The following is a 13,124-nucleotide window of genomic DNA, read 5'->3' on the forward strand; positions in this document are numbered from 1 at the left end:
TCATAGCGTTACTCTCTGATTAGTTTCTTGATAGCTGCGGCGTACTTTTTCTCATAGCCGTCTTGATAACCTAAGAAGACGTATCGTACGACACCATCACGATCGACCATCACAGTGGTTGGCATAGCTTTCACGTCATAGGTTTCTGAAAGGGAGTTAGTTTCATCAAAAAAGATAGCAAAGCTTAAATCTAAGTCTGCTAGGAAGTCTTTACCGGCTTGGTTTTCTTGCTCGACATTAATCCCCCAAACTGCGACACCTAAGTCTTGGTACTTATCTTGTAATTTTTGCAGTACGGGCATTTCTTTACGGCAAGGTCCACACCAAGAAGCCCAGAAATTAATTAAGATAATATTGCCACGCTGCTCAGACAGCTTTTGGTTCTCGCCTTGCATATTTTTAAGGGTGAAATCTGGTGCAACTTGCCCCGTTGTCACCGCATTTGCTTGCGCGGTAAGTCCTAGCGTCGCAGCCAATACTAAGCTTTTAAGGCTTTGATTTAATTTAAACATTAATAATCCTTTATTGTTTTTATTCTGTCTTTCACTGCTTGTTATTGTTCGTTACTCAGTTGCTTATTGCGCTATGTAAACAATAACCTCAGGTTAAAAGTAAACGGCTATGCCGGTTGCAAAGGTCAAGTTATGAGTCGTTTTACTTGAGCCAGTGATTTGGGTGTCAAAAATGTAGTCACTCATGGCCAGATCCCAAGCAACCCAATCAGTTAAAAATACTCGATAGTTAGCAGTTAAGTTGACAGTAAACTGTTCATCACCAGCAAACTCAGTGCTGCCGCCACCTAATTCAAATGAAAAGACACTGTTGAACACTAAGTCTTCACTGAAAAAGATTTCGCCAGGTAGAAAGTTATACCCAATATTCAGCCCGTAATAACGCATTTCACGTTCTTCATCTGTCAACAGTGGGGCTGTATTAGCTAGCTTTTCAAAACTGGTATCACCGCCTTCAGCTATGGCGTAACGGGCTTTGACATAAAAGTGTTCACTGATGTGGTAGCCTAAATGTGCACTAATCCAAGGGCTATTTTCGAAGTCTTCAATCGACATTAAGCCGCCTTGTAAACCGATCTCGAAATTTTCGGTATCTAATACATCGTCCAACACTTCACGACGCTCAACATCGGCTTTAACACCAACACTGTTTGGGTTTTCTTGAGCTAAGGCTCCAGCGCTGAAACTGAGCCCTAGTGCCAGCAAGCAATAAGTGAATCGGCTTTTCAAAGCGGTTTTAGCACGGCTTGTTATTGTTGTTTTCATTGCTACCTTCATGACGACTTTGATGTTAATTAATATGTTTAGAAAAATACGCTAAAACCGAGTTGCCAAGATTGCAGTTGCTCATTTTCATCTCGGTCGGTTAATGCCAGAGAAAACTTATATTCAGCCCGTAAAATAAAGTTACGGCCTAAGTGATATTTAAGACCTGCTGCCGCACTCATTAAGGTGTTTTCACGTGATTGTGAATCTGCAATAACACTGTGAGGGCTAGTTTTAATAATGCCACCGCCAACACCAATATATGGACTAACTACCCATTCAGGAAAAGGATGGCTAATTAACATGGCTTCGAATAAATCACTGTCAGATATACTGCCAAGTGCTTTACCAGCTGATATTTCAGCGCTAAATACAGGGGTAAATACATAGCCGATTTGGATGGTGTAAAGGTTTGCACCTTCAAAATCGCCGTACATTACCCCGGCTTCCCAATCTCGATTAAGGTATGCATCAGTCCCGAGCTGTGTTTGTTCAACGGCTTGTCCATGTTGACTAAAACCGAACAAATCATCTTCGTGAAACCAACCTTCAACCCCACGTTTGTCACGCACTTTTATCCAAGCCGTTCGCTTGACTAACACGGTCACTTCTTCACTTTGTTCTACCACATGCACTACAGGGTAGCCTGCGCTTGGGCCTGAATGTAGCTCGATAAAAGGCACGTCTATGGTCAATGTTGCTGCTGTATTTGTGTCTTGGTATGAATCGACTGTGGTGTCACGTTCAGGAATGGAAGTAGGCTCAGCCGCAAGGGCATAGCAAGGAAGCATCATTGCCATAGACAATAATATTGGGCTTAACCACTTCATGGTAAATGGATAATTAAACATGGTTTCCTTGTTGTAACATCATCATTCCTTTATGTACTGTTGTCAGTGTTTACTACTCTTGTGTATAAAAAGGGGTGTTGTAATATTGCGCCCCAATATCTATCCACTCAGCGATTAATTTGAGTTCGTCGGCAGACAGCATGTTTTGATGAGTGACATCATTCATGGTGTCAAAAAAGTTGCTGCTAGCGCTTGCGCCGTTAGTTGACATGATGGCTGGCACATTTACTGTCGTCATAACCGGAATTGGGTTACCTTCAGCATCAAGAATAAGCTCACCTTCGCTATCAACTTGATAGACAATATTGCCATCAGCGTCGAGAACCACGACTAAGCGATCGACGATAATGCCATCAATGTCTTCTTGTTCGACATCATTGAAAAACAATTCTCGATAGCTAGTAAAGTGTGCAGGTTGGTCAGTGGACGGCGTTGCTACTAATTCAAGTTGCCCAGCTGGTACTTGGGCAAGGTTATTGTCATCAACAATGCTATGGCAGCCAGTGCAGGTGTTATCAGCAAGAACAGCTAAGGTCGTTTCATCTATTGCAAGGCGCTGCAAATCCCACAATGGCTGTATATGTTCTTCATAGTTAATCTGAATTCGGCAATAAGCATTCCAATTGTTAAAGCACTCACTACCATTTGGCGCTGGTGTAGCAAGGTTTTGGTAGGAATAATCTGTACTGGGATTAACCGTAGATAATGCGGGGTTGGTCCAGCGATCTTCGTAGGTTAAGTTAGCCGATAACTCGGCGATACCATTAACCATCGCATCAGCTTGAGCCATGGTTTGCCCTTGAGTGGGAATGATGTTTTGTGTGGCGTTTGTAAAAGCTGCTCCGCCCGTTGCTCCGGGGTTAATTGATTCAGCTTGCGCATTATAACGGCCGTGGGGTAATTGACTGTTTGCAGTATGACAGCCTTTACATTGCAGTGTTTCACCCGGCTTTAAACTAATCCATTGGCTATGACGGCCACCAATACGTTGACCAGATGCATCCAATACGCTGATAGCCAAAGGAACATTAGCTGGGACTTTAATTTTTACAGAGCCATCAGGTTGTATTGGCGTGTAACCAATAATTTCACGCATTAGCTGATTGCGACTACGACCAAAATCTGTATTAGGAATATCTCTGACTTCATCTGATGGCATAGGCACGCCACGAACTACTTTCAAAAAACGTGCAGGTAGCTCAGTTGCACGTGTTTGGGTTGGATCGCTGAGTTGGCTAATCCCGCCTAAATTGGCACTACTGTCTTGACCGTCAAAGTCATACACACTGCGAATATCAATGGCTGCTGCCAGTTCTTCGTGTAGTTGCGCATCAAGTTCATTGCCGATCACTTTATTGGCTATAAATGTTTTTGGCTGTGAACTCGGTTGCATGACTAAGGCTTCAGTAATCACTTTTCCTTCTTCACTATCAGCGACTAATTGCTGAGTTCCATCGGCATCATTTAATAGCCAAAGCTCGTACAAGGGATCGGCAAGTTCTAGTGTGGGATCCAATAACTGTTCATCAGTTAGCTGCCCGCAAGCACGAATTTGCTCTTCAATCACGACACGACATAAATCCCAACTTAATAAATAGCGCTGACTATTATCAGGTAGTGGCGTTAAATGGGTTAATCGTCCAGAAGGAGAAAGGTTATCTGAGAAGTTAAAATTAAACTCGAAACTGAATGCTAAATCGTTAATGGCACTATCGTTAGCACCAGACGCAAAGGTTGGCTGTTGGTTATCAGTAAACTCTTCGATATTAATCACCACAGGGCGCTTTTGGTAGCTGGTTTCGTCTTGTGAAGAGAGTAAAAGTAAGATCTCACCATTCGGCAGTTGTTGTGGTTTAACAAATTCGATGAGTTCATCTTGCTGATCGAAGGCTATTTGATGTGAATGCCAGCCAAACATCAACTGATTATCGGTGCCATCAGGGTTCATTTCATACAGGTTTATGCCCTTATTGCCGCCCATATTATCCCAGCGACTGTACAAAATTTTACCGCTTTGCAGCACTAATGGGTGTGTGTCGTGGCTTAAATTAAAACTCAATTGCTCTATACCGCTACCATCGGCATTCATCACATGAATATTGAAGGTTTCATTATCTCGGCTTTCATCTAGGGCGGTGTATTGGGGCTTACCTTCATCTAATAAAATCGCTCTAGATAAACGCTGGCGAGTCGAAGCAAAAATGATGCGGCCGTCAGGTAAAAACGATGCCATGAGATCGTCACCTTGCTCAGCAGTGGTATCGCTGACAATCACTCGTTCAAGAGTTTGTGTTGCAAGTTGATAACGCCAAATATTCCAACTCGGTTGGTCCATTTCATCCGCATCTTCAATTTCAGGCGCTCGAATTGACACTAAAAATTGTTGGCCATCATCTGAAACTGACAAATCTCGAATATCAATAGCCTGAATGGTGTCAGCAGGTGCATCTTCTGGCAGTAAATCAGCAAATAACTGGGCTGATATGTTAGTAACAGGGGAGTCGCTAAAGGCATTTCGTTTGACGAAAAGCTGCGCGCCGGGATTAAACTGAGCGGGGTGGCGAGAATCAAAACTGGCAGGTTGAGCACCTTCATCGCCATCTAAAGCGATAAGATCACGCTGAATATAAATAACAGGGTATTCAACTAAAACAGGATCAGCTTGCTCATCCTTAATGGCTGTATCGGTATTACATCCTGTAAGATAAAAGAAGGCCAGAATGATATAGACGCACTTCCCTGCATAGCCCCAAATTGGCCTCATTTATTACCCTTAATACGCAATTGTTATTATTGTTATTGTTACATAGTAAAAATGTAATAATTCTTGACATTATTGCCGCCTAGTCTCAGTGTTTCAATACTTTTTAGCAAAAATTATTTTGCCAAGTAAAAAATAAAGTTAACAAAATAAAAACAACAAGCTTTATGATTTTAGAATACTCGATCATTGTCTGCGTTTTTATCTTATTGCTACTAAAGCAATTGTTAGCTAAGAACAATGACAAGGAGACAGTATGAAGTTGCAACTTTATACGCTTAAAAGTCGGCATTTTTTGAATGGAATTGATGTATCCCAGCTTAAAGTTCAACAAGGTATTACTCTGCTTTTGTTGTCATGCTTGACTATTTTTTCAGCAAACACCTCTGCTGGTACATTAGAGCAAGCCAAACAGTTACATGACAGAATCGCTGGTGTCCCAGCATCAGAGCAAACACTCAATGAGATGTCTGTATTGCTCAGTAACAGTAAGCCAATTGAAGCGGCTTATTTAGCAATGGAAAACCCTGCTTTTTATTCGACTACGCTTAAATTATTTGCCACTCCATGGACCAATATTGATCAAGATAGCTTTGCACCATTAAATGATTACAGCGCTACTGTGATTGGTGCAGTTCGAGATGATGTGGATTTTAGGCAGTTACTTCAAGCTGATATGGTTTATGTGGGCGATAACAGTTTAAACCTTCCCGCTTATAGCACCCGTGATAATGCTCATTATCAGGCACTTGAAGATCAATTTATTGATTTAAAGTCAGGCCTAGAGCGAACCACTCAATCCAGTGTTAACGGCTTACCTAGCGATGCAACAGCTGGAGTGCTTACAAGTCGCGCCGCGGCAAAAGCATTTTTCTATTTAGGCACTAACAGAGCGATGGTGCGGTTTACCTTGATGAATCACCTTTGTACTGATTTAGAGCCTTTAAAAGATAATACTCGCTCACCTGACAGAATTCGCCAAGATGTGAGCCGCAGCCCTGGTGGTGATAGCCGGTTATTTATCAATAACTGTTTGGCTTGCCATAGTGGAATGGACCCCCTTGCTCAAGGGTTCGCATATTATCAATATGACTTTGATGTTGAGAGCGACCCTGATGGTGATAGTGGGGCAATTACCTATAACCAAAGTGGTCAAATAGATCCTGACACGGGCACCAGAGTACAGGGGAAATACCATATTAACTCCACCAGTTTCCCCTATGGTTACGTGACAGAAGACGATGAATGGCAAAATTATTGGCGTGAAGGTGTTAACCAAAAGCTTGGGTGGGACGAATCACTCAACGGTAAAGGTTTTGGGGCTAAATCATTAGGTCAAGAGTTTGCTAACAGCCAAGCATTTGCCCAATGCCAAGTTAAAAAAGTATTTAAAACCGTATGTTTAAGAGATGCAGAGTCAACTGAAGACATTAATCAGATTGCTGCTACAACTGCATCTTTTCAACAAAACTCATATCAACTCAAGCGTGTGTTTGCTGAAGTTGGCAATTATTGTATGGGAGAATAACGGTGATATTACCTCATAAAAACCTAACCTTACTCTCTGCTATTTGTTTGCTATTAACTTTATCCGCTTGTGGTGGGGGAGATGTCGAAAGCAATCCACCTCAACAGCAAGATCCTGGCTCTGATGTCTACACAGGTCCTGCGCCCGCAACAGAAGACATTCAAAAATATAAAGTGTCGCTGTGGGATAATATTTCAGGGCAAAATCGATGCGGAGCATGTCATACCGAAGGTAATCAAGCGCCGTATTTCGCTAGTCGAGAAAACGTCAATGACGCGTACGCTGCGACTAACCCATTAGTAGACTTAACAGATCCTGCAGCATCTCGTTTAGTTGAAAAAGTCGCTGGTGGCCATAATTGCTGGTTAGACAGTGATAGTGCCTGCGGTGAAACCATGACTTCATGGATCAAGCTGTGGGCTGATGAGCGAGTCAGCAGCGCCAATACCATTGAGCTGACATCACCAGTCATACGAGAACCAGGAGCCAGTAAAAGCTTTCCCGATGATAGCGGCTTATTTAGTCAGCATGTCTACCCTATCGTAAGCCAGTATTGCAGTGACTGTCATAATGAATCAGCAACGTTTGCCCAGTCGCCATTTTTTGCCAGCAATGACATTAATCAAGCTTATGAATCAGCCAAAAATGTCATTAATATTGATGAGCCAACCCAATCACGTTTAGTGGTTCGTTTGGGTAGCGAGTTTCATAATTGCTGGACTAACTGTCAGGAAAACAGCAATGAAATGCTTGCTGGGATTACAGCAATGAGTGATGCCATTGAAGTCGATGAAATTTCACCAGACATGGTGGTATCAAAGTCATTACGTTTAACCGACGGTATTACCGCATCCAGTGGTGGCCGTTTTGAAACTGATGTGATTGCGCTTTATCAATTTAAGACGGGTGAAGGTGCCATTGCTTATGACACGTCGGGCATAGCACCAGAAGCCAATTTATCACTAACAGGTGATGTTGAGTGGCTAGGTAGCTGGGGATTATCTTTTACTAATGGCAAAGCGCAAGCCAGTACCGCTAATAGTAAGAAACTGCATGACCTTATTACCTCAACGGGTGAGTTTTCTATCGAGGCTTGGGTGACTCCAAACAATGTTACCCAAGAAGGCCCAGCAAGAATCGTCACCTATTCTGCAGGTGATGATGCGCGTAACTTCACGTTAGGTCAGACACAATATAACTATGACTTTATGTTGCGCACAGAGAGCTCAACAGTAAACGGTGAGCCTGCGTTAAGTACGCCTGATGCTGATGAAGTGCTACAAGCAACATTGCAGCATGTGGTACTGACCTACAATGCAACTCAAGGGCGACGTATTTATGTTAATGGCAACCTTATTGACGCCGTTGACGAAGATATTGCGCCGCTTGCATCATGGGATGACAGCTTTGCATTAATACTAGGTCGTGAAGCCTCAAACCAACATGTATGGCAAGGGGATATTCGTTTATTGGCGATTTATAACCGTGTACTCGAGCAAGAACAAATTAGCCAAAACTACGATGTTGGAGTTGGTGAGAAATTTTTCTTACTGTTTTCAGTCAGTCATTTAATTGATTTACCCGAAACCTACGTCATGTTCGAAGTCAGTCAATTTGATAATTATAGTTACTTATTTACTGGCGCATCACTGGTGAATATTAATGGCACGCCTGTGGCGGACAACTTTGATATGCGCGGGATCCGCCTTGGCATTAACGGCAAAGAAAGCGCTCAGGGCCAGGCATACTCCAATGTCGATTTAACCATAGACAGTGGTCAAGAAATTGCTGAACCAATGCCAATTTCGGCACTCGGCACGATTATTGGCCTTGAAAAAGGTGCCAGCCAAGATGAGTTTTTCTTAACTTTCGAGCAAATAGGTGAGCACGAAAATGTTCGCGTACCGGGTGTTGTCATTACACCAGAAGAACTCCCAGCCAGCACAGAAACATCGCATATTGGTCTACGTAATTTTGCCGAAATTAACCATACCATGAGCGAATTAACCGGTGTGGCACAACAAAATACAAAAGTCTTTGATACCTATGAGTTAGTGAAGCGGCAACTGCCCAGTGTTGAAAATATTGATACCTTTATTTCAGCGCAGCAAATGGGGGTAACGCAACTGGCCATTGCCTATTGTGATGTTGCTATTGACGACAACACGATTCGCAGGGCTTGGTTTCCTGATGTCGACTTTAGCCTTGCACCTGCTGACGCATTAAATGCAGCGCAACGCCCAGCATTGCTTAATCCGCTCATTAATCAATTAATGCCGTTGAGTCTTGCAACCCAGCCAGATGCAACTGCTGTGTATGATGAACTGGACTCTTTGGTAAGCCACTTATCAGTTTGTGGTACAAACTGTAATGCACAACGCACCCAAACGATTGCTAAAGCCTCTTGTGCTGCAGTGCTCGCTAGTGCTGTTATGTTGATTCAATAGGAGAGTAATAATGATAAAACAGCAACTGAATATTACTTCTCATTCAAGATTGAAACTGGTCAATGTGGCAAGTGTATTAGCCTGTTCAAAAGGATTTCAACATGACTAAACCAAAGCATCTTCATCCGGACACGCCATTATTGTTTTCTGATCATCGCAAGCCGATGACTCGACGTGAGTTTATCTCAACAGGCTTAGCAAAAGGTGGCCAAGCGATAGCAGGCTTATCGTTAATGAGTATGTTTGCTAACCCAAACCAAGCTAATGCAGCATTGTCTTCTGACTTAGAAGCACTGCGGGACTCTTGCGGTATTAGTGTTCAAGGCGCAGGCAAAATTCCTTTTATTAGTTTTGACTTGGCTGGCGGCGCAAATATCGCAGGTTCAAATGTATTGGTAGGCGGTGCAGGCGGCCAGCAAGATTTCTTATCAACCGCTGGCTATAACAAACTGGGATTACCTGGTGATATGGCGCCATCAATTGCTAACCCTGATGTGGGCATGTCTGATTTTATTAATACAGACTTAGGCTTAGCATTTCATTCTGATTCTGCTTTTTTACGTGGCATTCTAGAAAAAGTCTCAGCAGATACGGCATCACGTATAAATGGTGCCGTTATCCCATGTCGCTCTGACAATGACACCGGTAATAACCCGCATAACCCAATGTATGCCATTGCTGCAGCTGGCGCGAATGGTTCACTGATGCCGTTGGTTGGCTCTCGCAGCACAGATTCTGGTGGCAACTCTATGGCGCCGAATAACTTTATTGATTTAAGTATGCGCCCGACTAAGATTGATCGTCCATCAGATGTGACGGGCTTAGTCGATGTGGGGGACTTATTTAGCTTATTGTCGCAGCGCGATGCCGTCACTGTGATGGAAAGTATTCAGCGTATCAGTGCTCAGAAAATGGCTTCAGTGAATACTCAAGTCACCCGTGACGATGTGATTAAAGATTTAGTCAATTGTGGTTATGTAAAAAGTGCCGATTTAGCAGATAGATTTGGCGATCCTTCAACCTTAAACCCGGTACTTGATCCGGATATTGTTGGCCCTGCGGGCATATTCACGATTAACGAATTTGATTCTGAATCAGAGTTTCAAAAAACCGCATCGATTATGAAATTAGTCGTAAATGGTTTCTCTGGAGCGGGTACCGTCACCATGGGCGGCTTTGACTATCACACAGGTGAGCGTGGCACGGGAGAGCTTCGAGATTTACGAGCAGGTCGTTGTATGGGGGCATGTTTAGAGTACGCAGCAAGGCGTAATCAACCATTGATGATGTATGTGTTCAGTGATGGCTCAGTTGCCAGTAACGGTCGCATTGATGAATCAATGGAAGGTCGAGGTAAAGGTGAATGGACTGGTGATAACTCATCAACTGGTGCATCGTTTTTCTTAGTCTATAACCCTTCAGGTAAACCACAATTGATGGGGGCTAATGCGGATCAAATGGCACAAAACCAACAGATTGGTTTTATGCGCTCAGACGCCTCAGTGGACACCGCATCAGCACCATCAGCGAATAACGTGAATTTGTTGGTGGATACGGTATTGCTGAACTACATGGCGCTTCATGGCGAACAAGGCCAGTTTAATACGGTAGCCCCAAGACAAGGTTTGGGGAACAGCACAATGCTGGATTCACTGACAGCGTTTCAACCGATTGTTTGATTGAATTTAAGCTTCGCTTGGATTCGCTACGATTAGTTAACCATATGAAAGTTAAAGCTCAGAGGTTTTCCTCTGAGCTTTTTTTGTTTTGGGGTTTGATTTTAAGTTTAAGTTTAAGTTAAAGGCAAAATCAGAATCAAAGTCGTGGCGCTTCGCCCACACCCGACGAAAGGGAAACAACAGCATTTCCCTTTTCGATATCCCTTGCCGCTCCGACGAAGTGTTTTTCCTCATGCTATAGAGCCAATTTACTATCGCCTCAGACTCGCCATCCATGGCTCAACTGAGGCTATGTCGGCGTCCTGCCTCCATCACGTAAATTAGCTCAACGCATTCGGACACTTCCAACGGAGATTATTGAGTCTGCAAGTTCAAAGGTTTAAAACTGCTTTTGATTTTCTATGAATGATCCATTTGAATTGAGGTAAGCAAGAAAATTGCGTGAGTCCAGACAGGGATGTCTGGCTAGCTTTCGGGGGAAGGGACGTCCCATCGTAAGCGTTAGTGATTTTTACAGCTTGCTGAAGAAGTTAACAAAAGAAGTTTAAAGCTATAAGAGTTCCCATTGAAATCTTTCGCTTCTCAGAAAATTTCGTAGGGACGGCGGGGTGTTCCAAGAGGGTATTGCTGTTGATACCCTTTTGGTCGGGTGTGGGTGGAAAACCCACGATGTTAATCCAAACGAAGTTTGGAAATGAAGCAATGAAATTGACCATTACCTGAAATGCTTATTACCCAATATGGATACTCGTATATCTAACTGAAATCTAGTAAAGTAATTATTAATCAATAACTTTTATATGCTAGGGTTGGTCAGAAAGAACTCAAATTTTAATTTTGCCAGTTTCAATGAACCTTACAGAAGCCTACGCATTAAGATTCAACAAGGTGCTAAAAACATTTGCTATGAATATTGTCTTCAAGCATATGCTTTAATTATGAGGAAGGTTTTATACAACAAGGAAGTATGGACGGAATGTTCAAACAAAATAGTATTAATTTACTTTGCTCTACTCTGGCAATTTTATGCGCTTACTATAGCGATCTTGTAAGTGTTTTATTTTGGTTTGGCGGGCTTCTAGTCATTCCAGCAATTGCAATTTGGTATCAGTTTAAGTTCGCTCTTGGTAATTTTATATTACGCCTCAGTATTGCTATTTTACCTTGGTTGATTCTTTGTGTTATTGGTCTATTTAGGGCATCAAATACAGAGCATGAGGGCCAGAGAGCCATGAATATGTTCTTTTTCGAAATGCCATTATATTCCGTCGCAGTCGGAACTATTGTAGTAACAATTTGTTTTCTCTTTAAAAAATCTACAACACCTAGCTAGTTCCTGTATAACAATTCAGAAGAATGGACGTCAAACATATGGCTTGTGCTTCTTCGTAGCTATTTAAAATCAACTAATATTTGCCTCTATATGAATCATTAGGTGCATCTTTCAAATCTTACAAATGTGTGGGAGACACACTTTAGACTCGGCCAATCAATCCTTCAAACTAATTCTCTTGTAACCCCTTAGATACATGCAATGTTTGCTGATTATCAATAATAATCGTTTCGTATTCTGGTAGCTGGTTAATCAGCGCCATGCCTTCTTGTAAGCCTTTAACAAACACTGCGGTAGAAAGGGCATCTACGTAAGTTGAGTCTTTACCAATTATCGATACGCTAACCACTTTTCTGGCTGAGTCACCGGTTTTGGGGTTAATGATGTGATGGTAGCGTATGCCATCTTCAATAAAGTAACGCTCATAATCCCCTGATGTTGAGATGGACTCATCGCTTAGCGGCAATTGCACTGCTGTTTTTTCAGCGGCGCGAGGATGTTTTATGCCAACAAACCAAGGGCGGCCTCGTCTGTCGCCTAATAAACCTGTGTCACCGCCTGCGCTAACGAGTCCATGTTTTATACCTGCTGCTTTAAGTATGGCTAGGCACTGCTTTACTGCATGGCCTTTGGCAATGCCACCTAAATCAATACGTACATCTTGATTTTTAAATCGCACACTCGATTGTTGCTTATCTAACATTACTGCTCGGTAATCAATGGCATCAAGCGCTTGGTTGATGTCGGACTTAGCTGGTTTTTGACCTTGACGATAATCATATTGGTAACCGATAGAAGCGTAGGTGATATCAAATGTACCTTGGGTTAACTCGGCGATTTGGCGTGAATCAAGCAGTAAATTAAACAGTTCTTGGTCTACCGTAACTGGGGCTATTCCAGCTTGCTGATTAATGTGACTCAGTTGACTATTTGGCTTGTAAGGACTCATTAACCTGTCGATGCGGTGCATCTCTTGTTCGACCTTTTCAATAAGCTGGGCTGGCGAGTCTGAGATGCTCGAGTGTTCATTTTGTTCAAGCCAAAACTCGACATGCGCTTGAGTTCCCATGACTTGAAAACTTTTTTGATGCCATTGCGCAGTAGCATGGCCTGATAAGCTGGCTGCAAAAAAACAAAGAACAAGAATAAGATAGTTAGGTTTAAACATGACGTGCAGCTCATTTATTTTTATTAGTCACTGTGAGTGCAAGTAGGGTACTGAGTTATACAAGATTTGGCTAGCTGAGA

9 protein-coding genes are annotated in these 13,124 nt (G+C 42.6%); 4 read left to right on the forward strand and 5 right to left on the reverse strand.

Going from position 1 to position 13,124, the window contains the following annotated elements:
- Positions 1-8: 8 nt before the first annotated feature.
- The 4 genes from ACGEDC_RS13735 to ACGEDC_RS13750 form a co-directional block, all read right to left on the reverse strand.
- Positions 9-512 carry a TlpA family protein disulfide reductase gene (locus tag ACGEDC_RS13735; protein WP_055025740.1) on the reverse strand — a complete coding sequence of 168 codons (504 nt, stop codon included), beginning with the start codon at positions 510-512 and terminating at the stop codon, positions 9-11.
- 93 nt (positions 513-605) lie between these two features.
- On the reverse strand, positions 606-1,277 hold the full coding sequence (locus ACGEDC_RS13740) for an outer membrane beta-barrel domain-containing protein (RefSeq protein WP_192022254.1): 672 nt from the start codon (positions 1,275-1,277) through the stop codon (positions 606-608).
- A 38-nt stretch (positions 1,278-1,315) separates the two neighbouring features.
- Positions 1,316-2,128, reverse strand: a complete 813-nt coding sequence (locus ACGEDC_RS13745) for an SH3 domain-containing protein (protein ID WP_394493912.1) — start codon at positions 2,126-2,128, stop codon at positions 1,316-1,318.
- Positions 2,129-2,180: 52 nt separating this feature from the next.
- Positions 2,181-4,892 (reverse strand): hypothetical protein, encoded by a 2,712-nt coding sequence (locus tag ACGEDC_RS13750; protein WP_394493914.1) that lies wholly within the window; start codon positions 4,890-4,892, stop codon positions 2,181-2,183.
- A 253-nt stretch (positions 4,893-5,145) separates the two neighbouring features.
- Here ACGEDC_RS13750 and ACGEDC_RS13755 point away from each other — a divergent pair, with 253 nt between their 5' ends.
- The 4 genes from ACGEDC_RS13755 to ACGEDC_RS13770 all read left to right on the forward strand — a co-directional run bounded on the left by ACGEDC_RS13755 (position 5,146) and on the right by ACGEDC_RS13770 (position 11,876).
- Positions 5,146-6,417 carry a hypothetical protein gene (locus ACGEDC_RS13755; RefSeq protein WP_394493916.1) on the forward strand — a complete coding sequence of 424 codons (1,272 nt, stop codon included), beginning with the start codon at positions 5,146-5,148 and terminating at the stop codon, positions 6,415-6,417.
- Between the two features lie 2 nt (positions 6,418-6,419).
- A complete protein-coding gene (locus tag ACGEDC_RS13760) occupies positions 6,420-8,864 on the forward strand; it encodes a LamG domain-containing protein (protein ID WP_394493918.1) in 2,445 nt (814 codons plus the stop codon).
- A gap of 101 nt (positions 8,865-8,965) precedes the next feature.
- On the forward strand, positions 8,966-10,543 hold the full coding sequence (locus ACGEDC_RS13765) for a general secretion pathway protein GspF (protein ID WP_282167938.1): 1,578 nt from the start codon (positions 8,966-8,968) through the stop codon (positions 10,541-10,543).
- A 976-nt stretch (positions 10,544-11,519) separates the two neighbouring features.
- Positions 11,520-11,876, forward strand: coding sequence for a hypothetical protein (locus ACGEDC_RS13770; RefSeq protein WP_394493921.1), 357 nt, complete (start codon positions 11,520-11,522; stop codon positions 11,874-11,876).
- A gap of 169 nt (positions 11,877-12,045) precedes the next feature.
- Here ACGEDC_RS13770 and ACGEDC_RS13775 read toward each other — a convergent pair whose 3' ends face one another.
- The gene (locus ACGEDC_RS13775) at positions 12,046-13,044 is read right to left on the reverse strand and encodes an FAD:protein FMN transferase (protein WP_394493923.1); all 999 of its coding nucleotides are present in this window, start codon (positions 13,042-13,044) and stop codon (positions 12,046-12,048) included.
- Positions 13,045-13,124: the final 80 nt, after the last annotated feature.

This window comes from Shewanella sp. ENK2, assembly GCF_043568515.1.
GTDB classification, from domain to species: Bacteria; Pseudomonadota; Gammaproteobacteria; order Enterobacterales; family Shewanellaceae; genus Shewanella; species Shewanella japonica.

Excerpts from the sequence above, each read along its gene's own strand:
- ACGEDC_RS13745 (WP_394493912.1), bottom strand. The coding sequence starts at position 2,128 with ATGTTTAATTATCCATTTACCATGAAGTGGTTAAGCCCAATATTATTG.
- ACGEDC_RS13770 (WP_394493921.1), top strand. The coding sequence starts at position 11,520 with ATGTTCAAACAAAATAGTATTAATTTACTTTGCTCTACTCTGGCAATT.
- ACGEDC_RS13755 (WP_394493916.1), top strand. The coding sequence starts at position 5,146 with ATGAAGTTGCAACTTTATACGCTTAAAAGTCGGCATTTTTTGAATGGA.
- ACGEDC_RS13765 (WP_282167938.1), top strand. The coding sequence starts at position 8,966 with ATGACTAAACCAAAGCATCTTCATCCGGACACGCCATTATTGTTTTCT.
- ACGEDC_RS13775 (WP_394493923.1), bottom strand. The coding sequence starts at position 13,044 with ATGTTTAAACCTAACTATCTTATTCTTGTTCTTTGTTTTTTTGCAGCC.
- ACGEDC_RS13735 (WP_055025740.1), bottom strand. The coding sequence starts at position 512 with ATGTTTAAATTAAATCAAAGCCTTAAAAGCTTAGTATTGGCTGCGACG.
- ACGEDC_RS13750 (WP_394493914.1), bottom strand. The coding sequence starts at position 4,892 with ATGAGGCCAATTTGGGGCTATGCAGGGAAGTGCGTCTATATCATTCTG.
- ACGEDC_RS13740 (WP_192022254.1), bottom strand. The coding sequence starts at position 1,277 with ATGAAAACAACAATAACAAGCCGTGCTAAAACCGCTTTGAAAAGCCGA.